This is a genomic window from Streptococcus australis (assembly GCF_040226615.1).
Classification (GTDB): domain Bacteria; phylum Bacillota; class Bacilli; order Lactobacillales; family Streptococcaceae; genus Streptococcus; species Streptococcus australis_E.
The window spans coordinates 144068-165226 of record NZ_JBCOAT010000001.1; the positions used below are offsets into that span (position 1 = coordinate 144068).

26 protein-coding genes and 3 pseudogenes are annotated in these 21159 nt (G+C 38.1%); 1 reads left to right on the forward strand and 28 read right to left on the reverse strand.

The genetic code is table 11. The features are described 5' to 3' along the window. Positions 1–4 precede the first annotated feature (4 nt). The 8 genes and pseudogenes from ABT997_RS00705 to ABT997_RS00740 form a co-directional block, all read right to left on the reverse strand. Positions 5–1024 carry a DNA/RNA non-specific endonuclease gene (locus tag ABT997_RS00705; protein ID WP_350018521.1) on the reverse strand — a complete coding sequence of 340 codons (1020 nt, stop codon included), beginning with the start codon at positions 1022–1024 and terminating at the stop codon, positions 5–7. 184 nt (positions 1025–1208) lie between these two features. Continuing rightward, complete coding sequence (locus ABT997_RS00710) at positions 1209–1649, reverse strand: GNAT family N-acetyltransferase (RefSeq protein WP_049483189.1); 441 nt, start codon at positions 1647–1649, stop codon at positions 1209–1211. 18 nt (positions 1650–1667) lie between these two features. Further along, on the reverse strand, positions 1668–2105 hold the full coding sequence (locus ABT997_RS00715; RefSeq protein ID WP_350018522.1) for a hypothetical protein: 438 nt from the start codon (positions 2103–2105) through the stop codon (positions 1668–1670). A gap of 11 nt (positions 2106–2116) precedes the next feature. Continuing rightward, positions 2117–2527, reverse strand: a complete 411-nt coding sequence (locus tag ABT997_RS00720) for a DUF7668 domain-containing protein (protein ID WP_350018523.1) — start codon at positions 2525–2527, stop codon at positions 2117–2119. Positions 2528–2630: 103 nt separating this feature from the next. After that, the gene (locus ABT997_RS00725) at positions 2631–3185 is read right to left on the reverse strand and encodes a hypothetical protein (protein WP_350018524.1); all 555 of its coding nucleotides are present in this window, start codon (positions 3183–3185) and stop codon (positions 2631–2633) included. Between the two features lie 26 nt (positions 3186–3211). Further along, positions 3212–3684 (reverse strand): annotated as a pseudogene (locus tag ABT997_RS00730) (hypothetical protein). Positions 3685–3702: 18 nt separating this feature from the next. After that, positions 3703–4554, reverse strand: a complete 852-nt coding sequence (locus ABT997_RS00735; RefSeq protein ID WP_350018525.1) for a CbrC family protein — start codon at positions 4552–4554, stop codon at positions 3703–3705. A gap of 31 nt (positions 4555–4585) precedes the next feature. After that, positions 4586–5092 carry a YfbM family protein gene (locus ABT997_RS00740; protein WP_350018526.1) on the reverse strand — a complete coding sequence of 169 codons (507 nt, stop codon included), beginning with the start codon at positions 5090–5092 and terminating at the stop codon, positions 4586–4588. A 117-nt stretch (positions 5093–5209) separates the two neighbouring features. Here ABT997_RS00740 and ABT997_RS00745 point away from each other — a divergent pair, with 117 nt between their 5' ends. Next, positions 5210–6229 carry a hypothetical protein gene (locus ABT997_RS00745; protein WP_350018527.1) on the forward strand — a complete coding sequence of 340 codons (1020 nt, stop codon included), beginning with the start codon at positions 5210–5212 and terminating at the stop codon, positions 6227–6229. A gap of 30 nt (positions 6230–6259) precedes the next feature. Here the strand turns inward: ABT997_RS00745 and ABT997_RS00750 are convergent, their stop codons facing one another. From ABT997_RS00750 to ABT997_RS00845, 20 genes and pseudogenes are all read right to left on the reverse strand, one after another. Next, a complete protein-coding gene (locus tag ABT997_RS00750; protein WP_350018528.1) occupies positions 6260–7066 on the reverse strand; it encodes a hypothetical protein in 807 nt (268 codons plus the stop codon). A gap of 48 nt (positions 7067–7114) precedes the next feature. Further along, a pseudogene (locus tag ABT997_RS00755) lies at positions 7115–7337 on the reverse strand (hypothetical protein); the annotation flags it as partial. 142 nt (positions 7338–7479) lie between these two features. Continuing rightward, positions 7480–8046: a hypothetical protein gene (locus ABT997_RS00760; RefSeq protein ID WP_350018529.1), complete on the reverse strand. Its 567-nt coding sequence runs from the start codon at positions 8044–8046 to the stop codon at positions 7480–7482. A 46-nt stretch (positions 8047–8092) separates the two neighbouring features. Then, positions 8093–8947, reverse strand: coding sequence for an ADP-ribosylglycohydrolase family protein (locus ABT997_RS00765; protein WP_350018530.1), 855 nt, complete (start codon positions 8945–8947; stop codon positions 8093–8095). 21 nt (positions 8948–8968) lie between these two features. Further along, positions 8969–9754 carry an alpha/beta fold hydrolase gene (locus ABT997_RS00770; protein WP_350018531.1) on the reverse strand — a complete coding sequence of 262 codons (786 nt, stop codon included), beginning with the start codon at positions 9752–9754 and terminating at the stop codon, positions 8969–8971. Positions 9755–9896: 142 nt separating this feature from the next. After that, on the reverse strand, positions 9897–11438 hold the full coding sequence (gene gggC / locus ABT997_RS00775; RefSeq protein ID WP_003003557.1) for a streptosactin export ABC transporter GggC: 1542 nt from the start codon (positions 11436–11438) through the stop codon (positions 9897–9899). Positions 11439–11823: 385 nt separating this feature from the next. Beyond that, the gene (locus tag ABT997_RS00780; protein ID WP_350018532.1) at positions 11824–12441 is read right to left on the reverse strand and encodes an RpiB/LacA/LacB family sugar-phosphate isomerase; all 618 of its coding nucleotides are present in this window, start codon (positions 12439–12441) and stop codon (positions 11824–11826) included. Between the two features lie 26 nt (positions 12442–12467). Further along, positions 12468–12788 carry a TfoX/Sxy family protein gene (locus ABT997_RS00785; RefSeq protein ID WP_350018533.1) on the reverse strand — a complete coding sequence of 107 codons (321 nt, stop codon included), beginning with the start codon at positions 12786–12788 and terminating at the stop codon, positions 12468–12470. 21 nt (positions 12789–12809) lie between these two features. Then, positions 12810–12971: pseudogene (locus tag ABT997_RS00790) on the reverse strand (VOC family protein); the annotation flags it as partial. 93 nt (positions 12972–13064) lie between these two features. Further along, positions 13065–13556 (reverse strand): phosphoribosylanthranilate isomerase, encoded by a 492-nt coding sequence (locus tag ABT997_RS00795; protein ID WP_350018534.1) that lies wholly within the window; start codon positions 13554–13556, stop codon positions 13065–13067. Beyond that, positions 13553–13738, reverse strand: coding sequence for a hypothetical protein (locus tag ABT997_RS00800; protein WP_125330025.1), 186 nt, complete (start codon positions 13736–13738; stop codon positions 13553–13555). Before ABT997_RS00800 ends, ABT997_RS00795 begins: the two co-directional genes overlap by 4 nt. 112 nt (positions 13739–13850) lie before the next feature. Next, positions 13851–14261: a DUF7668 domain-containing protein gene (locus ABT997_RS00805; RefSeq protein WP_125330026.1), complete on the reverse strand. Its 411-nt coding sequence runs from the start codon at positions 14259–14261 to the stop codon at positions 13851–13853. 550 nt (positions 14262–14811) lie between these two features. Further along, positions 14812–15810 carry a hypothetical protein gene (locus tag ABT997_RS00810; protein ID WP_350018535.1) on the reverse strand — a complete coding sequence of 333 codons (999 nt, stop codon included), beginning with the start codon at positions 15808–15810 and terminating at the stop codon, positions 14812–14814. Between the two features lie 34 nt (positions 15811–15844). After that, positions 15845–16552 (reverse strand): hypothetical protein, encoded by a 708-nt coding sequence (locus ABT997_RS00815; protein WP_200771874.1) that lies wholly within the window; start codon positions 16550–16552, stop codon positions 15845–15847. A gap of 93 nt (positions 16553–16645) precedes the next feature. Beyond that, positions 16646–18010 carry a recombinase family protein gene (locus ABT997_RS00820; protein WP_433916224.1) on the reverse strand — a complete coding sequence of 455 codons (1365 nt, stop codon included), beginning with the start codon at positions 18008–18010 and terminating at the stop codon, positions 16646–16648. Beyond that, a complete protein-coding gene (locus ABT997_RS00825) occupies positions 17898–19121 on the reverse strand; it encodes a recombinase family protein (RefSeq protein ID WP_200771875.1) in 1224 nt (407 codons plus the stop codon). The genes ABT997_RS00820 and ABT997_RS00825 overlap by 113 nt, the downstream gene beginning before the upstream one ends. A 141-nt stretch (positions 19122–19262) precedes the next feature. Further along, on the reverse strand, positions 19263–20201 hold the full coding sequence (locus ABT997_RS00830) for a LysM peptidoglycan-binding domain-containing protein (RefSeq protein WP_350018536.1): 939 nt from the start codon (positions 20199–20201) through the stop codon (positions 19263–19265). Position 20202: 1 nt separating this feature from the next. After that, positions 20203–20604: a phage holin family protein gene (locus ABT997_RS00835; RefSeq protein ID WP_200771877.1), complete on the reverse strand. Its 402-nt coding sequence runs from the start codon at positions 20602–20604 to the stop codon at positions 20203–20205. Further along, positions 20601–20942 (reverse strand): hypothetical protein, encoded by a 342-nt coding sequence (locus tag ABT997_RS00840; RefSeq protein ID WP_200771878.1) that lies wholly within the window; start codon positions 20940–20942, stop codon positions 20601–20603. The genes ABT997_RS00835 and ABT997_RS00840 overlap by 4 nt, the downstream gene beginning before the upstream one ends. After that, on the reverse strand, positions 20917–21153 hold the full coding sequence (locus tag ABT997_RS00845; protein WP_200771879.1) for a hypothetical protein: 237 nt from the start codon (positions 21151–21153) through the stop codon (positions 20917–20919). The genes ABT997_RS00840 and ABT997_RS00845 overlap by 26 nt, the downstream gene beginning before the upstream one ends. Positions 21154–21159: the final 6 nt, after the last annotated feature.

Consider the following 21159-nt stretch of genomic DNA (forward strand, 5'->3'; position numbering starts at 1 on the left):
ATACTCATTCCTTACTTGTATGCCGCTTTCCAAGACTTAGCGCTTGCTCTTCTGACATTTCAACTACTTTCGCAAAGTTGGTATTTCGTGGCATGCTATCTTTAGAATACCAATAAACATCCGCACTCCCATTTCTGGCCACATAAACAACTGGAGCTAGTTGAGGAATTGGTGCTGCAGGCTCGACAGGTTGGACTGGCTGAGCTGGCTCTACTGCTTGACTCGGTTGAGGGGCTTGACTTGGTTGCGTCTCTACAGAAGGACTAGCAGGTTGAGGTTGACTACTTGGTTCTGTCGGCACTAAAGATGGCTTGGCAGTCCCCTTGAGATAGTCAATGGTCGCATTCTTAGAGTAGTTGTCCAAGGTAACGGTGGTGATCCCATAAGCATCTACTGACTCTTTGGGACTACTTAAATTGATTGGTAGAAGGTTGCCATCTCGATCAATTCCTACATATTGCAAGGTCACCTGCCGAGGAATTAATTCATCCCCCGTATAGACCGGAGTCACCTTGTAGTCCAGCCAATAATTGGGGTGGGTGGATAGCCAGCTATCGAGTCGTTTCTCGTAGTAGAGCATGCCCTCCACATTGCTATCTGCTGTCCCTTTATAATTCCCCGTATTGGTCCAGGCAGTTAGAGGAACCAGATTTTTCCCTTCATTGGTCAGACCGCTAAACTGATAGCCGATCAAATGCCCTCTATGGAACAACCAGGCCTTCTTTCCTTTATTTCCATAAGCAATCTTATAATTGTGCCAGCCAACCGGATTATAGCTGAGACGTGGTTCTCTTTTTTTCTTTGGCTCATCCTTGTCCTGCAGCTGAATATGAGCGGAGGTTGCACGACCCAAATGATCAAAATCCCCCAGTACTAGCTGCTTATTGCCATTAAAAGGCAGTAGATGAAGACTCTGGTAATCGAGTCCAGTTTGCTGAGCTTGGGCCCCTTGAACAACGACCAAGAACATAAAAACCGAGACTATCGCAACAATAACATTTTTCAAAAACCGTTTTGTAACCATGATAAACTCCCGTATTACTATCTAGTATTATTATAGCAGAAAAAACGGTTACAGACATAGAAGATAGATAATTTCTTCTCCTATTTCAATTATATGTTTTTAATGAGTTTATTCTCACTTTAATATTCTTTAGTATATAAAATACGGACTATTATTTAAATACATAAAATAATACACAGCTTTCCTAAATCAACTTATATTCATACCACTCTTCATCTACTTTCTGAAATCCCAAAGCCAAAAACATTCTTTGACTTTGAGTATTAAAAGGATAAATTTGAGCAGTTACCCTAACCATTTCTTTCTCTTTGGCCATCTGTATCATTTCAGAAATACACCGTCTTCCGATCTGTAAATTCTGATACTCTTTGCTGATCACTATAGAAAGCTCTGAATTATCTTGAAGAGTCACATCTCCAACTAACACTCCCTCATATTGGATATAAAAGCAAGAACCATGTGAAGTTAGATAATCATACATTTTATGAAGTTTTGTAATATCGTAAATCTGATCAGTATTATCCACTTGTTTGCAAACATCACTATCTTGATACCAAAGAAGGGAGATGGCATCATTCCTATAATAAGGTATAAGAGTGATCTGATCATCTACTATTCTATTCATTATTACTTATTCTTATTTCTATTTAGAGGTTTCTTCCGATACTTCAATATTCCCCATCAACCAATTGGACATCTTTTTGCCCTTGTCTTTATAAGGATTGGGAGGAAACAAGGTGAAAGGGGGAATGCTGGCATCTGGGAAGAATAGTTCTACGCTTATCGTTCGCTCGCGATTATGATCAACGTAGGCTGTAAAATAGATATGGTAATTTCCACTAACATCACCACCATTATCATACTCTCCTCTAGCAGTATTTGGTAAGAGCGTCACAGATTTTATGTCTTGCTTTTCCTGAGCTAAGTGTGCGATGATCTCCTCCTTAATAGTAGCCTCATGATTTCTGACGAAATTCCCATCATCACTATATCCAGGATGATCACTAAGAGAATAGAAAACAATGACCATCAGAAAGGGTAGGGAAATTAAAAAAATAATTAGCTTATTCGATTTTAACATGTGGGTCCTTACTAATCTGAATCAATATTAAGAAATCTCACCCTATAGCTATCTTTGGTATATAAAAATTCTAATTGAAGGGTCATATCCACTAATTCTGAATTAGAAGTCATCTCATAGTCAACGGCAAACCCAGAATGGTCATTATAATCATAAATCTCCAATTGAGAATACTCATAAGGTGGATGGAAATTACATGCCACTCCATATTCATCAATCGTGTCAAAATCATTTAATTCAAGTGTTTTTTCAACATATCCAAAGAATTCATTTAAATCGTCAATCTCAGATTCGTCAACATAATTCTTTATATCTTCATAATTTTTTAAGTGAATATCTTTTAAAATATTTGTGATAACCTCTATAACTTTTTCTCTTTTATAACTATCATCTCTCTTTTTAAATCTATCGAAAAATCCCATAGGGAAATCCTTTCTCACTGTACATATTAGTTTACTGAGATGTACTTATCCCATCGCTTTAAGGGCCTATCCAAATAAGAATAAGACTGATTTTTTATCTAATCTAGGAATTATGAATTAATTGCTCCAATTCTACTTCTGAAAGATATCCATGATTGTATAGTTTACTTAACAAGGCTTCATCTACGGTAATTTCATAATAGTCAGTTACAAACTCATGAAATCTCTCAAAGCTATCAAAGAGGTAAGATAGCAACCATTCTCCGCCATCCTGATCTTGGTAAGTCTGTTGATGCGCGTGACCGCCATACCAGATAAAGAAGGTTGTTTCATCTTTTTGTTCTTCTGAATAAAGTGAGACATACTTTTCATCCAGTCCTTTATAAAAACTATCGATGATATCTTGATTCCACTCGTCAGCACCAAACTGGCTTAAACTACTTTCATGATCAAAGCCTTTTATAAGGATCATTTTATCAGTCAAAATCACATCTAAAGAATCACCAGATCCATTATCAATAAGATAGCGGACTCCATAGTCTTCCTCAGTCTTAATCACGAGTCTGAGCCAATCCTCACTCGGATCTGTCAGATATTCGTCAATGACTAGCAAGGCATCTAAGCGAGTCTTTATCTTGTCCCAATTAATCTTTCTCATCTCTAAAAACCTCCATCTTATTCTTGCTATTTATCAAGATCACAAGCCCTATAACGAGCTGTTAGATAGCCTGAAAAGCTAATCTGAGGGATATTCCACTCATTAGGCAAATAAATGGAACAATCTACCTGATCTCCAAGAGGAGAACTTGCTGAAAAATCATATCTTCCCAAATCTTCGTTATTGGAATTTCTTTCGATTTGGTCAAATTCGCAAACCAAAAAAAGTCTTTAAACAGTAACCAGATTTGCTCGGCATCTTCGTTTAATAGGGAGACTTTCAAGTTGTAGCTAATTCCGACCCTACATCTTTTTTTGAATCCTGACTCATCAGCCTTACAAACTTTTATCGATCCCTTGTCATACTGCCAGTTATCACTATCTAATAGGGGAAATTGAACAGATAGATTGTCTTTAAATCCCTGCATAGTATCAAATAAATCTTTGGAGGCGGCTTCGAATAATTCTAGTTCTTCCATAGTCTTCTCTTTAATTTTCATAGCTAATCACATTTCGATTTAATCTGCATCGACCCAGATCTGGTATTTTTGACAATGGAGACATCTAAACAAATAACCACAGATAGGCCCGTCTTTGACCAAGTAGTCTTCTATCTCTTGATATTCTTCACGCGCTTCATAGTCTGCCAAGACTTGCTCAGCGATTCCCATATCCTTCAATTCTCGAGTTCCAACTGTACCCAAGTAAGCACAATAATCTTGGCAACAAGAAAGCCAATATTCTCCCTGCCAACTAGAGTAGCCTGGGGTCTGACAAAAAAGCAGCTGATTCTTTTCTGGATCCAATTCACCCTGCCACTCGGCATCTTGGATAAATTCCGCATCGAATTTCTTAGCTGCTTGACCGTTTGCAATACAAGTTGGGTAGAGATGTACTATCTCTTCAATACTATAGGGTCTAAGAGCATAATAAACATTACTTTCTTTCCCACAAGATGGACAAAGCTTGGCTTCTCCTTCAACAAATGAACCTGTAGCTAAGGGATCTGGATGATAGAGAAAATGTGGCAAGTTTTTTAACAAGTCCTGTCTTTGCTTCTTCTCTTCTTTTCTTAGAGGACGAGGAAGGGCAAAACGATCGCCATGACTCTGACTCATTTCTTGTAAACGGCTCAGTTTCTTTAATTGTTTTCGGTCTGGTTTATCTAAGATTTCGGTAAATAAGCTATAGGCACTAGTGTAGAGACCCAATTGGTCATAGAGGTCAACTAAGACTTTTTTAGCTTCTAAATTCTCAGACTTAGCTAATTCATCAGCTAAATCATAGAGTGCCGCAACACTGGAAGAATTTCCATCTTGTTCCATGTATTGATTTTTTAAAGTAATATACTTTTCTAGAAATGGATTCATGGGGCTACCTTTCTAATGGAATATAAAAACCTTAACAAATGGTCACTAAGACATTCCCCTTGTGGTTTAAGATTTCCTTGTAAAAGGCTTTCATTTTGACAAAGCAGGTTAAAATATCATCCTTGATTTCTTCCTCTTCCTCAAGATAATCCCAAATATCAGGATACAAGTCGGCTTTCTTGCATGCTTCCATACTAAAGTCTTTCAAAGCCTTGTCCATATCAAATTCTTCTAAAGCTTGACTGATAGCCGAAATTCTCGATTTTTCAGTATAGGCGATATATTCAGATACATCCTCTAGAGGAGTCACCCCTAAAACCGCTTCTCTCAAGGGATTGTCATCCAAAAATTCTGAACTACTAAATCCTGTCATAACAAAGAGAAGAGCATCCCACATTTTGTCAATATCTATTAAGATATCATGAGTATCAGCGGAATCCTCAGCAAAATCTAACAAATCATCTTCTTGGTTAGAAAGACATTTTATTTGTTCTAATTCATTGTCTGGTAAATATTGATAATTGGCAATCATTCCCATGATTTTTCTCCTTTGAATCTTGTAGGATAATACTGATGTTTTTAGCTCTATTTTATAGAAAATGCTATAATGGAGCTAAGAAATTGTTTTATTGAATGTTAAATAGAGGGAATAGTCATGTTCACTAGTATTGTTTTAGGGTTTTATGCTCTTTTCTTTCTATCCTTATCCTTTACTATCTATCTCTATATCAGACTCGTAGTTGCGGTCAGACAAGGGAAAGATGTCCCAAAATGGATCTATAAACTTGGCCAAGCTGTTCAAGGAAGAATTCACGTTGACTATGAAGAAACCACTGATGCTAATGCCCTTAAAGAGATTCATTGGTTCTTGCTAATCTATTTAATCGTAAATCTACTCGTATTGGCTGGCTTCTACTATCATGGCAAGAGCTTTCCTCAAGCAGTTTATGAATGTTTGAAAAAACAATTTTTTATCGTACTTGTTAGTATGGTTTTAAAAAGTATTGGGAAATTTATCGTATTAGCTATAAGCAAAAACTTTCATAACAGTCATGTCTATGCATCAACCAACGCTTTTATCGGGACAGCTTTTTTAACGAGTTATGTTTTTATGTTTTGCATGATGATGAGTGGCCTTCCAGCTCAACCCGTTCCAGTAACCATTCAAGATACCACTGTCATTATCGGGGAGACCAAGGCTTCCGAGCTTTTAGACCAAGGCTATACCTTTGGAGATAAAGGCGCAGAGAGCTCCATCACCAATCCCAAAAACGACCACTTCTACTACGGTCAGCTTCTCGAAGTCAAGCGGGATAATCAATCCTTTGGCTTTATGAGCCTTGCCCCCACAGGTAAAGATACTGATCAGCTCAAAAACTGCATCATCACCTATTACAGATCACCTAAGGATAACAAGCAACTAGAAGAAATTTCCATCAATCATGTCAAGCTAGCAAATCTCAAGCTCCAAGATTTTCAAACACGAAAATTAATCGATATCTTTGAAGTCAATCCAGCTGATTATAACGTCTCTGATAAGGATAACAACTTTATCCTAACCATCCAAACAGCAGATTACGACCTCTGGAAAAGATACCGTATTGAATCCAAGTTCAATTCAGATGGTTCGATTGATAGCTATGGAGTCAGAGCCCAACATAGCATGTGGGAATGATTCACCATTTCCCCCTTTATCACATAAGCATTAAACTGGAAAAATATCGTCGATAAGTTTATAGGTTTCGATGAATCGAAGGCCAGAGGAACCTTTATCTCTAGTGATTTCTTCATAAATATCTTCTAAATTTTGGGCAGGTGCCAACATCCAAAGACTAAAAGGTCTAAGTTTCACCTGTCCAATTTTTTCAATATTTTCTAATAATTGCCCTAAATCTTTGTGATTGAACCAGCAATCTGTAACGAGAGCAAACTTTGTATTGTCCATCTTACAGGAGATTTGACTGGTCAAAAAATCATCGATGGAGGGCTTTTTTGTTTGTAAGAGATGTGTGCAAGCCAAATGATACTCAAGCTTTCTAGGACTCTGCTCAACCATAGATACAAAGACAAGACCATACTCATCTTGGAACTTAACAGCAAGGAGATCTCCTTCTTCAAAATAAGGTTTGCGTTTAGTTTTGGCTTTAGGGACCTTTAGAGGCATAGGATTTTCAGTTTGCAACTGGATAGCAAGTTTATCCAAGAACTTTTGCCTTTGCTTCAAAGCCTTTGAATCTATTTCCAACCAAAATGGATCAGCCCCTTTTTTGATAAGCTCCAAGGTTTTATCTCTGATATCGTCTGTCAGGTGACCAATCTTCCACAGTGAGTAGGCAAGAGCAGTCCAATAAATCTCTGTAAAAAAGTCTGTTTGACAGTAATCTTTCTCCGCATCGAGGATATCCTTGATGATATTCGCTACATGTTCACCGTCTCTATAGCGACCAACTACCTCATTGTAAATGTCATACCCTTGATCACTGTCAATGATTTTAACGCCATCAATTGCCATTCTCAACTCCTAATGTTCAATCGACATCTTATTTCTAAATCTCATAACTTATTTAATCTTATGCTTGTTCATTTTCTCTTGGAAAATATCTGTAAGAATTTGTCGCAATTCTTGAGCTTCTTTTTCTGGAAGTTGGCCTTCTTGTTCAGCAACAGAGTACAATTCCGGATACTCAAGAGAAATTCTCTTAATTGTACGCGTGATAGCATGTTTTCTAACAAAAAAATGGAATCCGTTTAATCATATCTTGAGGAATTAATGCGATAATCTTATTTTACAAGATAGGTTTTCCCGATTTCCATTTTCATGATAGATATTTCTCCTTAAGAAGCTAGATAGTGCTAGATGTTTCTCTTTACTGCTCAGTCCGTCTACTCAAGCAGTGGCATACACTCACAAAGAACTTTGTTTGACTATTGAATATCTTCCATCGCTTCTTTCACATATTCTTCGACATCTTCAATCTCTACAAACAGCGGGTCTAAGTGGCATAAGAAGTGCCAATCTTCAGCGCCACGTTTTCTGTAGAGAATCGCTTCGCCGTCTTCACTTCCGAAAAAGCTTCTGTCAACTTCATATCCACAGCGTTCTAAGAAGTCTTTTGCCTTGCGATAGTTCGCTTCTCTTGCTTCGACATAGGCTTTCACTTCATCGTTGTTAACGACATACGCATCGATTTTTGAATATCCTTCGATCACTTTATCATTTTTAACGGATAGATTCGAAATTTCTTTCCAAATAATGTCCACATTTTCCTCAGAATTAAACGAAAATCTAGATAAAGGGACAATATTTCCATTGAAGACAATCTCCATATAATCCGGTAGATTTTTTGGATTAAAATACTCCACATCAAAACTATCTTCTTTTTCTAAAGTATATCCCGGGATTTGCGCTACAAAGGCTCTTCCCTCTTCTAAAGAATCAAACACGACTAAATCTTTTTTATAATCACCTTGATACAATTCCAATATAACCATCGATAACCCTCTGTCATTCAGTATCGGTCCGCATAACGCCTATCTATTATTTTATTACAACCGTTTCTTCCCATCGTCTGAGGACATCCTTTAAAGGCTCATCTAGATAGGTATAGGCCTTTTTCTTAATCCAATCAGGTATACCATAAGCAGCCTCTGCTATACTCCCTGTGATGGCACCAAGAGTATCACTATCCCCACCAAGAGAGATGGCATTTCGAATAGCATCTTCAAAATCTGTACTTTCAAAAAAAGCAATGATGGCTTGAGGTACCGTATCCTGACAGGTTTCGTTGAAATGATAATTAGGACGAATGTCATCGAGTGATGGAGAAAGGTTATATCCGTACTCTTTCTCTATGTATTCCTTGATGCGTCTCTTACATTCTGCCGGATCATCATTGATTGGTTGCTCGTAGTCGCCACAGTAGCCTCCAAAGTAATAACGACACAGAAAGATAGCATCAGACGTCGCCATTGCCCCTTTGACACCCTCTGGATGATTATGAGTCACCTCTGCAGAAATTCTCGCAAGATTTCTACTAGATGGCCAAGTACCTGTTCGTGCATAGAAACCACAATCCATCATCCAAGCACAAGGAGAAACACGCATTGCAGAGCCATTGCCAAAGCTATTATAAGGGGAACAATCATTGCTTTGAATCCATGTATTAAACCTAGGCCCGTACCCAGCATCGGGATACATTCTACCATATTTCTTCATGGCATCAATAAAGTCATCCTTCTGACCACCGTTCATGATGGCTTCAGCAACAGCACAGGTCATAACCGTATCGTCTGTGAAAAAACAATCCTCACGAAATAATGGAAAGTCTTTCGTTTTAATATTGCCCCATTCGTAAACAGAACCTACAATGTCTCCTACTATTGCCCCTAGCATAAGAATCCTCCTTACAGCATATCAAATTTTCAATAGGTCACTCTTTAAAAATGGTACCACCAAATCAATCCACTCTTGAGGAAGGTAAGCCGATAGATAGCCATGGTTATAGCCCTTTGCTTCATACAAAATCGTATTTGGATGTAGCTGCTGAAATAATTTCGCTGATGCTTTCACACAGTTCAATTCTTTTTCACCATAGATATACAGAACCTGCGCCTTGCTAGCAGAAATCGTGTCCTTGAGCTTGTAACGTCCCATATAGGTTTTGTAAATGGTCACCAATGTTTTGATAGGTGTCCTTGGCAGATCCTCCAAATAATAAGCTTTTATCTCCTCTGGATAAGCCAGTTTAGGATAGAGTTTGTCCATCATGCTTAATTGAAGTTTGCAAGAGAATTTACTGAACATCAGTTTACCAAATAGAGCTACTAGAAAGATGCTGATTTTACCTAACCTTGGTTGAGGAATACAAAGACTTCCATCTATGATGGCCTTCTCAGCTATCTTGCTGTCTAATGATAAAAGCTCCATAGCAATTTGACCACCAAGTGAAACGCCACCGATCGCAAACAACTTCCCACCATAGTTTGCTTTGATATAGTCTAGGATCTCCAAAGCAGAATCTTCCGTAGAAACATAATCGATGTGATATTCTTCGCCGTGGCCATTCAAAGTGGGTAGAATAACACGGTAGTCTTCTGACAAGATCCGCGCTTGACGAAGATAATTCCACCAAGAACTACCACCGCCATGTATCAGTAAGATAGGAGGCAAATTCCTATCACCAAATTCATGGAATTTCATATTTAAACTCCTTACTGTAGGATTTTCACTAGATACATCCCTCGTTTGACATAATTGTACTGATATTTTAGACAGAGTTTTTATTATATATCTCACAAAAAAGAATAAACCTGCCACTCCTTTCTGAAATCTATACCTCCACCTATTTCTCCAGTTTTATCACCTTATCATAGCGCTTCAAGTCCTCTTCACTATAGTGATGAATCACTTCTACGAGTGTTTGAGGGAGGGAGAAGAGAAGTTGACTGATTCTCTCTTGATTTTTAAAGTCCAGATTGGCTTTGACCTCATCAGCTAGGATAAATTGGCGATTGTGATAGAGAGCACGGGCAATTTCCAAGCGCTGCTTCTCACCGCCTGACAGAGTCTGGTTGCTAAGGTTTTTGTTTTGAAGAGCTTTCAAACCAGTTTGATGCAGGATTTCGTCCATCCTTACAGTATCAAGTTCTTGTCCCAAAGCAATATTTTCCTCTAGGCTCAAACCATCAAAGATATGACTAGACTGGAGAATGTAAGCTCCTGCCTGATAGAGTTCATCCGAGGTTAGTTCTTGCCCATGGTAGCGAATCCGACCATGACTAGGTTCAATTTCACCATAGATTAGGTTCAGTAAGGTTGTTTTTCCAGACCCACTTTCTCCGATAATGGCAATCTTTTCCCCTTCCTCAATAGTAAGGTCACAAGAGGCTAGGATTTCTTGACCATCACGCTCAACACTGACTTTCTCTAACTGGATAGGAAAGACGGAACCTTCGAGAACAGAAGGCATATCCAAGTCTACTCCCAACAATTTTTGATATTTATCACAGAGAGACTTGGCTGATTTTCTAGTATTGATAAAGTAAGATAACTCCTGAAATTGATAGCCAATATTATACGATACGAGGTAAATCCCTACAAAGCTGGCTGCAGATAGGTAGTTATAATAGGTCATGAAACCACCAATGACAATAGGCGCAACAGAGCAAAAAGCATCAATTCCATTGATAAAGAGACTATTTATAGTCCGCTGCTTTTCATAGGCGATTTCTTCCTTTAGAGCCTTGTGCAAATCTTTAGAGAACAGTTTGTAAAACAAGCTTTGTCCCCGATAATACCGTATGGAACGAGCACCTGCGATCATATTGGTTGCTTGAGAGACATAGACTTGATTAGCTAAGGACTTCTCCTTCGTAATTTCATCCAAACGTTTAGAGCCAATTCCACTACAAAGGACAGGTATCGAATAAAAAATGATAAAGAGCAGACCAAGATAAAAGTTAGTCCAAAGAGCGTAACAGATAGAGACGGTTGTAAATCCCAAAGAAGAAATGATAATAACAGTCGGCTCAATATAATTATCTTCTAGCTGTTTTACATCATTTTCCAAGTCTGACAAAACTTCTTCATCCGCTATCCGACGGCTATATAGAAAAGTCTGAAAGATCCCCTTCTTAATACCCGACTTGAAGTCTGTCAGCACTCGTGCGTAGTAATAACGTTTCCCCGCCAAACCCAGCAAGAGAATCAGATTTCCAACAATCCCCCAAAACAAGACCTGCCATAGCAAATGCAACTGGTGATTGGTAAAACTGGAGACAATATACTGAATCAAAGCTGGTGTAATAATAGCCTCCAACCAAGTAATCATAATCGCTATAAAATAGAAGAATAAGTGCTTCTTGGTTACATAAGATCTAAGCATAACGTATAAACCTCCTAAAGTTATTTACCAACTTAGATAGTCGCTCTTTAACTCTTTGCTAGGATACAAACACTTTAAAAATATTTCATTCAAATATTTCTAAGCTACTACCAGAAGAACTACAGATGCAACGTGGTGCGTTTGTGGGACTCAAAAGGTTCGGGGAGTTCAAAGCTCCAGTGGAGCTTTGAAACCTCTCGCCTTGAAATGAAAAAGCGAGATCTTTAACTAAGTTTCTATAACAAACTCACATATTCTAATTGAAACGAGTGCTCACTAAGTATGTCAGGTAGTCCTGTCTGTATGTGGAAACATATTTATAAAGCTTTTAACGTTAGCATAAGGTTATCGTTAAAAGATATTACCTAGACAAACTAGGATTTGTTCATTTCATTAAATCAGCTATTTCTTTCTTCCCATACGCCTTTACATTCTGAATTACATTCTGTTTCCTCTTTATTGATTCAAACAATGATATATCTAGTAGATTTGCGAATTCTTCAAACTGAATCTGCCCGATTCTTCTTATTTCTTTAAGTTTCTCAGCATCTCTTACCTTTCTCTCTGCCTCACTTTTTGGGTATCCTTGCCCAAATGGCTCCGAGAAAAGAGCTTCTATTGTTCTTTCGAGATTTTCAGTACCTGACCATGTATAATCTTCACCTAATGGTAATGATATCGCATTTCCATTATTAATCTGGGCAAATAAATAGGCATCATTCGGTGTAGGTGCATACCCGCAAATGACATCAGGCATACTATTACAAGCAAGCATCATTCCTTGTCCAGAAGAACAGCCCGTAACAACGAAATCAACTGTCTTACTTGCCAACAAGATACCTACAAGAATAGAAATCTCTATATACGAATATTTTTCATTTTCTTCTATCGTACAGCCAAAATTTATAACCTCAGATTTCTTTGGAGCGTACTTTACTACAGCATCATAGATTATTTGATTTTTGGGCGCTTGTGAACTTGCTTGAATAACTCCGATTCTCATACTCCCCCCTACAACTTCTAATTTAATTATTTCCTTTTCTTTGGTTTTGATGCAGGTAACTCATCATACATTGAATTAAATAAGCCGGTTAAATATTCTTTGTTGTCAACATCATCTACCAATAGCATTTCCTTTGCACCTTCATACGGCAATTCGTATTCTACATTCGGCATATACGCTATTGCAGATTTGACAGGCTTCACTAAAAATCTATCATCATAAATTCCACCCATGATTTTCCCTCGATAATAAATTATATATTCACCCATCATTGCTCTATATGATATTTCTTCCAACTCAGACAATTGTTCTAAAATGAAATCTAAATATTCTTTACTTGAAGCCATTTTTGCTATCTCCCTTAATTACTAAAATTTCAATAGTCCATTTTCATCAAATTGAAAATTGGGTCCCCAAGAAACTTCCCAATAATATCCATCTAAATCCGAAAAATATGCTTGATATCTACCCCAGAAAAGTCCCTGTGGCTCTTTTACAATTTTTCCACCTGATTTTACTAATTCTATTACTAGCCAATATAGTATAAATTAAATAAGCAATAAAATGATAATAAAAATAACATAGCAGCCAGTCTTACAACTTACTACTTTTCATATGATAATTTACAAATGTCTTTCCAGCCACTCGATCTTTTTAAAATCCTTATTGTTATTGTGATCATTTCGATAGGAGTCTTGAGAAGAAGCTTTGTAAATACTTAGATACTGCTCCAGACTTGGAAGACGAAAAGTGATGCCTTCAATGTGAATAAGCTCTATATCCGATTCCGAAACTCCTGCAAAATCAGGTAAGGAATCGATACTTCCAAATTCAACACTCACTCTATCCTTTTGGAATTCATGCTCATGAATATCTATTAAGACGTAGCCTAAGTCTTTCATCACTTTCATTATCTTGTCCCAGTCATAAATTCTGAGATGATCAGGTGCTTCCCAACCTCTAGGGTCACCAGGCACATGAATGTCAATGTCAGACGGCCCCCAATTTTCTTTCGTTCTAAACTCCAATCCAAAAGAACCCATCAGTGTCGGTGTAATTCCGACTCGATTTAAATGGAAACAAATGGTTTTAAATTCTTTAAATAAGATACTCATGTTAACTCTAAACCTTTCATATAAATGTTCGTTATTTCTATTTTATTACCTTGAACAAAATCATTTTCATTTTCTAGAGTATATCCAGTTATTTTAGATACAAAGTCTTTTCCATCTTCTAAAGAATCAAACACGACTAAATCTTTAGAATAATCATTTTGGTACAATTCCAATAGATACATCTTTCATTCTTCCAATATTTGAAAAACTAACCGATATTCTATGCAACTTACAACCTAATTATCTATCCTTAGTATACACATATATTTCATAACGAAGATAATTAAGTTTGGTTTATCCAGGATCTACATCTATAGAAGTTATTTTGTAACCATCCTCATTGTATAAAAATTCTAATTGTAGGGTTAAATCTACTAATTCAGAATTAGAGGTCATCTGATATTCAACAGCAAAACCAGTTTGATCATTAAATTCATAAACTTGTAGTTGAGAATACTCATAATTCGGATGGAAATTACATTCTACACCATATTCATCAATTTTATCAAAATCGTTTAATTGTAATGAATCGTCAATATATTCAAGCAACTCTCTTAAATCATCAACTTCTGAACCATCAACATTATCCATAATATCTCTATAATTATTTAGATGAATTGCTCTTAAAATCTTTTTTAGTACTTCAATTACTTTTTCTTCATTTTGGTAGTTCTCTTTGTACTCAAAATCATCGAATATTCCCATGATAATACTTCCTTTTCTAGTAGTTAATTTTAAAGCTTTTAAAGCTTATGTATAGTAAAAATGTTTCTCTAACAAGCTGACACACTCGGCAGTTCGGAATTACCGTATCATTTTGTCAGATTCCCTCCTCATTCTACGAGTCCTATCGCATGGGCAGATTATCTACTTCGTTGATGCCTCAGCTCGTACAAGCAGTGATACTGCCTCAACATGTGATGCGTTTGTGGACTCATTGAGGATTATTTGCGTTTTACTAACAAACTTACACACTCGGCGGTTCGGACTTACCGTATCATCTCGTCGGTGCCCCTCCTCATTCTACGAGTCCTATCGCATGGGCGGAACATCTCCTTCTACTTCGCTGATGCCTCAGCTCGTACAAGCAGTGATACCGCCACAACATGATGCGTTTGTGGACTCAAAAGGTTCGAAGAACCTTTTGAGGATTAGCTACGTTTCACTAACAAGCTTACACATTCGACGTGTGCTGACGTTATCTTCCTATACTATGAAACGAAATAAAGACCGTCTAAATATTTGAAGTAAAACATTAAACGTAACTTATCCGGTTACTTAGTACGTCTTCAACATATAGCACAGCATTAAAAATTTTGAGGAAATCGTTCTTACTAATTTGCCCTTCCCATCTTCCATGATTAATCATATGTCGATTCGGTCTTTCTAACGTGAAGTTTTTAGTATCTGCGAAGAACAGCTTTAACCATTCTATAAATCCAGAATCTCGTAAAGATTGATTAGTAAACTCTGAATCTAAAAAATCCACCGCTTTATACCCTACCTTCAACTTGTTGCCGGTATTGCTACCTGCTTCTGCAAATCTATTCAAAGCACCGTCAATTATAATTGTTGCAACTGTGTAAGCTGCATAATAGTTTTCCGATTGATAGCTTTGAACCATAGATTGAGTCAAAACTGATGGAATAAACTGAGATTGCTCTAATTTTGTAATTATATTTTTATCCTCCAAATCAGATTCTAGTAACTCAAACCAATACTCCTCTACTTCCTCAAAATCGTCAATCTTAACATCATAAAACAGATCATAATCAAGGAAATATACTACCCAACCTCGTTCAGCTAAAATATTTAGCTTATACTGTATATCCTTTATTTCCTCTTCAGTATGAGTAGTTGTAGTTTCTAAGATTTTTGTAAAATTAGATAAATCTTTAAAAATCGTTGATTGAAAATTTTTTAAAAATGCTTGCAGAGTTGCCGACATAGAACTAATAGAATCAAAAGGAATATTGGCAACTTTCATTGCATCAGTATAGCTCTTAGTTAGAGTCCCTGCAGCATCTATAAGAGTTTTATTAGTCGCAATCTGTATGGGATTAATGAAAGTCTTAGCCATTGAACTAGCTGCAGCCTGGATAGATTTATTTGTTGGATAATTGACTACTTTAGCAATTTTTTCTAACGGTTGTAGCATCCTGGCGATTTGTTCAGCATTCATACTTGCATACAACTTCGCAAACTCAGTCCTAGTAGCCGCTACACTCCCTATAGTTTCCTTTGGTAATTCCATCTTTTCATCATCCAAAATTATATCTCACCTCCAACTATCCTTCCTTAGCAGATTGCCCACCTAACTTCTTATCTGCATTTTTCTTTGAGTTCACTAGTACATCATATAATTCAAATTCTATCTCGATAAAATAGATAAACGCATCCGCAATTTCTAAAAGGAGAGGGTTAACCTCTTCTCTGATTGGAAGACCAACAGAATAATGAGGGATATCTTCTTTATTACCCCACCAACTCTTATGAACTGCTATATCTGAAAAATGAACATAACCGGATGCTTTCACATAGACATCATCAATCTCAGGACAATAAACTGATATTCTTTTCCTGAGATTATAATCCGTCATCTTATTTCCTTCATCATCATATAGTTTTCGGACAGGTGTACCTTTTAAAACCTTCTTTATAAATTCTGACCTATCTGCAGCTATAAAAGCCGCAAAAACTCTCATCAAATTATCTAATTGTATCCTGACTAAGATACCTGCACAAGTAATATTCCTAGTTTCTAAAAGGTTTGATATTCCATCTAAAATATCCACTGTTCGTCCAATGGCTGAAGAAAAAAACAAATCTTCTTCAAATAAATGTTCCCCTATTACTCCAGCAGCTAAAGTTATAGCTTCTTTTCTTAGGACCTTGAATCTATCTATTCGCTTACTGAGTTCTTCAAAATAGTCCTCATTCAACATTTTCAAATTAATTGATTCATTAGACTGTGATAATTCATCATTACTGCTCATGCCGTACTAGATCTCCATTTTATTGTTAGTTCTATTTTACCGTATAAAAACAAAAAAGGCCACAGCTAGAGTGCTACTCTCTTAGCTATGGCCTTATAAATTAACTTCCGTTCCTTCTAAAAATTTGATAGAGATGCTGCCGTCTTCTCCAAGACTAATTTTCTCAAGAACCTGGCACATCTTCCTTCCATTGAATTCTTCCTGATTACTATTAAGTGTCTCCTTTAATTTAGCTGCATGGTACCTCTCCAGCTTTTGTTCTTCTCTAAAGTTATCCCACTTATCTAGTAGCTTTTCTTTATTTTCCCTTAGAATTTCTAAAGCTCTAAGGAAAGCTTGCTGCAGCGTTTCCTCATCAATATGGCGATTAGTACAGCCCTGAACACCTTTTACCTTGTACCGGTTATTGCACTGCCAGACAGGACGTTTCCCTCTGCTCGTGGTCCAGTTCTTTCTGCCAAATAGTCCTCCGCATTCTTTACAGAATACTTTGCAGGTGAAAGGGTTTTGTTCGCACTGGATAATGTAAAAATTGATGTGATTGTCCTGCCTAAACTGATTTCTCCGCTCTACCTCGAGCTTAACCAAGTCCCATTCTTCCTTATCAATGATGGCTTCATGGTTGCCTTCGATATAGTATTGGTTGACCTGTCCTTGATTCTCACTGCGCTTCTTGGTCAGAAAATCTACCGTATAGGTTTTCTGCAGGAGGGCATCACCCATGTACTTCTCATTTTGGAGCATCCTTTGAATGGTAGTGGGGTACCAGTTGGCTTTCCCATTCCAACCTGGAACCCCTTCTTCTTTTAAAGTTCTCGCTATACTTTCTGGCGTTTCTCCTTGTAAAAAATCCCGAAAGATTCGTCTGACAATCTTGGCTTGCTCCTCATTGATGACAAGATTTCCATTCTCCCCTTTATCATAGCCTACAAACTTGATTGTGTTAACTCTTATTTCGCCCCGTTCGAACTTCTTTCGAATCCCCCATGTCGCATTCTCTGAGATAGAACGAGATTCGTCTTGGGCCAAGGAAGAAAGAATGGTCAAGAGCACCTCACCTTTGGCATCCAAGCTGTCAATATTCTCCTTTTCAAAGGTAACTCCAATTCCAAGTTCTTTTAACTCCCGAACATATTTCAAGCAGTCTAGCGTGTTCCTAGAAAAACGGCTGATAGACTTCACAATGATTCTATCTACTTTGCCTTTTCGGCAGTCAGCTATCAACCTATTAAACTCTGTGCGTTTCTTGGTATTAGTTCCTGAAATCCCCTCATCCGCATAAATATCAACCAACTCGTAGAGAGGATTCTGCTGAATATACTCTTTGTAATACCGAACCTGGTTCTCATAGCTTGATAGCTGTTCGTCTTGGTCGGTGGATACTCGGCAGTAGGCCGCCATTCGGATTTTCTGAATGTGTTGCTTCTGCTCGACTTGTATCGTTTTCTTTGCTGGAATAACTGTAATATTTTTTGCCACCGATGTTCCCCTCCTTTACCACTGTGGGCTCATGGATACTCCAATCCTGTACTACACTGTCTGGCACGCGCATGCCGATGCAGGCGACCTTCCCTTCTCGGATATACTTGCTGCAGACCCACACAACCTTTCCTTTGTAGTACTTCTGTCGTTTTAAAGTAGAGCCACAATGCTCGCATTTCAATAAGCCACTCAAAGGATATCGTCTATTGTAATCAATGCTTAGCTTTGCCTTTCGATTCTGTTTCAGTCGCTTTTTAACGGCTTCCCAATCTTCTCTGGATACAATAGCTTCATGGTTATCTGTAATCAGGTACTGCTGCACCTGACCTTTGTTGAGCCGTTGCTTGGCCTTGATTTCCGCAAAATAGTATTTTTGTAGGATTGCATCTCCCTTATACTTTTCGTTTTTTAGAATATTGGTAATGGTGCTTGAATACCATCGCCCACCGTCTACCGTAGGAACTTCCTCTTCATTGAATAGCTTTGCGATAACATGAACTCCCATACCAGATAAATAAAGGTTATAAATCCGTTTGACGATTTTAGCTTCTTCAGGATTGATGATTAACTCGCCATTCTCATCCTTGTCATAGCCTAAGAAACGCTTAGTGTTAATCACTAGCTCTCCTCGCTGGAACTTCTTCTGAAAAGCCCACCGTTGGTTCTCACTCATGTTGCGCAGTTCTTCTTCTGCATAGCTAGCCAGAACCGTAAGCATGACCTCTCCTTCGTTTGATAAGGTATGGAGATTTTGTTCTTCAAAGAAGATATCCACTTGAATAGTTTTCAGTTCCCGGCATACTGCAAGTAATAACTCAGTGTTTCTGGCAAAGCGAGAAATGGACTTAGTATGAATGACATCAATCTTTCCTGCCCTACAATCTTCCAACATCTGCTGAAAGCCTGGACGCTTGGCCAGTTTTCCTGAAATCCCCTGATCATAATAAACTCCGACAAACTCGACATCTTTTTTATTTTTAAAAAAATGATTATAGTAGGCTTGCTGATTGGTGAGGGATTCCTGCTGTTTTTCTGTCATGGTTGAAACCCGCGCATAGGCACAAACTCTTATCTTTCCTGGCTTCATCCCATTCTCCTTTCTTCCTTACTATATATCACTCTAAAGGCCAAATTTATCAAGTATTCAGCCCACTCATTCAAGCTTTTTCTAGTTGAAATGCTGTCTATGTAAAAGGCCCGCATGGACAACCACACAGACCTTGATGGATTATTCAATTCGTAACACTTGACCGGGATAAATCAAATCCGGATTCTCAATTCCATTGATAGCCGCTAAGTGCTGGTAGTTCGTGCCGTACATAGCTGCAATAGCGGAAAGCGTATCTCCGTTTTCAACGGTATAGTTGGTAGTACTGGATACTTGAGCACTTCCCGTAACCTGCAAAACTTGCCCCGGATAAATCAAGTCAGGATTGGCAATCCCATTGATTGCCGCTAATTCCTGATAACTTGTTCCATAAAGAGACGCAATAGCTGATAGGGTATCCCCCTCTTGAACCGTGTAAGTCCTAGTTGACGCTGGTGCTGGAACCGCAGGGCGAGGTTCAGGGATTTGGCCAGTATAAACAGAACGCAAATCCCGATACATATAGTTGGAATCCACTCGACCACTGATACCGCCAACAACTCCGTCACTAGTAAACTGCCAAATATCTGTTGGAACAGAACAAGCAGCTACCTGCCACTGAGCTACCCAATTCGTATATTGGGATAAGTCACCCATATTCTGGAACCAGTACAGGCTCGCATACACACCAGCCCAGTAACCAGCGGCTTCTACATTGTCACAAAACAGTTGACAAATAGCCGTAGAAGTTTCCCAGCTCACACCTCCATTGTTGGCTTTCCAACCGTCCGCATCTTCCATGTCAATGTAGAGAGGCATAGAAGGATGAAATTGCCGGACAAAATTCAAAAAGGCATTGACCTCAGCTTGTGCTTCTCCCAAATTTCGAGCATAGCTATAATGGTAAAATCCGTACGGAATGCCAACCCGCTCACATTCAGATGCATTTCGCCGTGCACACAGGTCTTCCGCAAAGCTACCCCAAGACGAACGAATAATGACAAAGTCAACATTGTTTTTCAACTGATCAAAATCAATAAAACCATTGTGTTCGCTGATATCTACTCCAAATAATGCCATCTTATTTTTCCTCCGATTTTAATTGTTTCAAAGTTTGTTTGAGTTTCTCTGGAACTGGCAGACCAATCCGTGCCGCATTTTCTATAATACTGAGCCCCTCGTTAGACAAGTAATAGAAAATAATAGCGGTTCGGATGATGCCTCCCTGTTTCAAGATATGAGTATCAATAATCTGCCCCATAGCCACTAACATCAAAATGACAACTTTTTTAAACAGTCCTCGAAAACCAACTGCACTGGATAGCTTCTTTTCAACAACTGCTGCCATCAATCCACTGATATAATCAATAGATATAAAGACAATCAAGGCAAAAATAAAACCATCCCAATCGCCAAAAACACTTCCTAAAAGTCCTCCTACCGTAGTAAATAGTACTTTATTCGCAAAAACTAACTGCTTCATGATGCATTTTCCTTTCTATGCGGTTCACTCCAGTCGGGATTTCCCTTTTCATCAAATTGCATGATATAAAAGTTTTTATGGAATAACTCAGACAAATTCATGGTAGGGACTGTCGCCCCCCACTGAGTCAAAGCTCCCACTGTTTCAATTTCCATCAATTGACGTCGACCTTCTTTAATCACGGGACGCTTTTGTACTTCTCGGTACATATAAAAATCCTCCCCCTCATTCTTGCAGCGAATGAACTCACCATTCTCGCGCATATAAGTGAGTGCCGCCACCAAATCAAAAGGTTCTATAATTCTACTTAGATCAGGTAGTAATTCCTTTTCTTCCATCTTTCTTTCCTCCATCTATTTTTAATGGTGTAGTCGCTTCTTTGAGATTAGCTTCCAATTCTTCTTTCTTCTGAAGGAGAACTTGGTAAGCTTCCTCTTTATGCGTCAATTGAATGGCTAAGAGGTTCTTTGATGTCACCTCATCAGCAAGCTTTCTGCTCAGCTCTTCAATGGTTAAACGAAGAGCCTGATTGACTTCTTCTGGTTTCATTTGTTT

Bases quoted from the DNA above. Each gene is read 5' to 3' on its own strand.
- ABT997_RS00835 (WP_200771877.1), bottom strand. From the start codon at position 20,604: ATGAAGCAGTTAGTTTTTGCGAATAAAGTACTATTTACTACGGTAGGA.
- ABT997_RS00760 (WP_350018529.1), bottom strand. From the start codon at position 8,046: ATGGTTATATTGGAATTGTATCAAGGTGATTATAAAAAAGATTTAGTC.
- ABT997_RS00705 (WP_350018521.1), bottom strand. From the start codon at position 1,024: ATGGTTACAAAACGGTTTTTGAAAAATGTTATTGTTGCGATAGTCTCG.
- ABT997_RS00715 (WP_350018522.1), bottom strand. From the start codon at position 2,105: ATGTTAAAATCGAATAAGCTAATTATTTTTTTAATTTCCCTACCCTTT.
- ABT997_RS00805 (WP_125330026.1), bottom strand. From the start codon at position 14,261: ATGGGAATATTCGATGATTTTGAGTACAAAGAGAACTACCAAAATGAA.
- ABT997_RS00830 (WP_350018536.1), bottom strand. From the start codon at position 20,201: ATGGCATTATTTGGAGTAGATATCAGCGAACACAATGGTTTTATTGAT.
- ABT997_RS00810 (WP_350018535.1), bottom strand. From the start codon at position 15,810: ATGGAATTACCAAAGGAAACTATAGGGAGTGTAGCGGCTACTAGGACT.
- ABT997_RS00800 (WP_125330025.1), bottom strand. From the start codon at position 13,738: ATGTATCTATTGGAATTGTACCAAAATGATTATTCTAAAGATTTAGTC.
- ABT997_RS00710 (WP_049483189.1), bottom strand. From the start codon at position 1,649: ATGAATAGAATAGTAGATGATCAGATCACTCTTATACCTTATTATAGG.
- ABT997_RS00750 (WP_350018528.1), bottom strand. From the start codon at position 7,066: ATGGCAATTGATGGCGTTAAAATCATTGACAGTGATCAAGGGTATGAC.
- ABT997_RS00725 (WP_350018524.1), bottom strand. From the start codon at position 3,185: ATGAGAAAGATTAATTGGGACAAGATAAAGACTCGCTTAGATGCCTTG.
- ABT997_RS00740 (WP_350018526.1), bottom strand. From the start codon at position 5,092: ATGGGAATGATTGCCAATTATCAATATTTACCAGACAATGAATTAGAA.
- ABT997_RS00840 (WP_200771878.1), bottom strand. From the start codon at position 20,942: ATGGAAGAAAAGGAATTACTACCTGATCTAAGTAGAATTATAGAACCT.
- ABT997_RS00785 (WP_350018533.1), bottom strand. From the start codon at position 12,788: ATGGCTTCAAGTAAAGAATATTTAGATTTCATTTTAGAACAATTGTCT.
- ABT997_RS00770 (WP_350018531.1), bottom strand. From the start codon at position 9,754: ATGAAATTCCATGAATTTGGTGATAGGAATTTGCCTCCTATCTTACTG.
- ABT997_RS00795 (WP_350018534.1), bottom strand. From the start codon at position 13,556: ATGAGTATCTTATTTAAAGAATTTAAAACCATTTGTTTCCATTTAAAT.
- ABT997_RS00815 (WP_200771874.1), bottom strand. From the start codon at position 16,552: ATGAGCAGTAATGATGAATTATCACAGTCTAATGAATCAATTAATTTG.
- ABT997_RS00845 (WP_200771879.1), bottom strand. From the start codon at position 21,153: ATGAAACCAGAAGAAGTCAATCAGGCTCTTCGTTTAACCATTGAAGAG.
- ABT997_RS00735 (WP_350018525.1), bottom strand. From the start codon at position 4,554: ATGAATCCATTTCTAGAAAAGTATATTACTTTAAAAAATCAATACATG.
- ABT997_RS00720 (WP_350018523.1), bottom strand. From the start codon at position 2,527: ATGGGATTTTTCGATAGATTTAAAAAGAGAGATGATAGTTATAAAAGA.
- ABT997_RS00745 (WP_350018527.1), top strand. From the start codon at position 5,210: ATGTTCACTAGTATTGTTTTAGGGTTTTATGCTCTTTTCTTTCTATCC.
- ABT997_RS00765 (WP_350018530.1), bottom strand. From the start codon at position 8,947: ATGCTAGGGGCAATAGTAGGAGACATTGTAGGTTCTGTTTACGAATGG.
- ABT997_RS00825 (WP_200771875.1), bottom strand. From the start codon at position 19,121: ATGAAGCCAGGAAAGATAAGAGTTTGTGCCTATGCGCGGGTTTCAACC.
- gggC (WP_003003557.1), bottom strand. From the start codon at position 11,438: ATGCTTAGATCTTATGTAACCAAGAAGCACTTATTCTTCTATTTTATA.
- ABT997_RS00780 (WP_350018532.1), bottom strand. From the start codon at position 12,441: ATGAGAATCGGAGTTATTCAAGCAAGTTCACAAGCGCCCAAAAATCAA.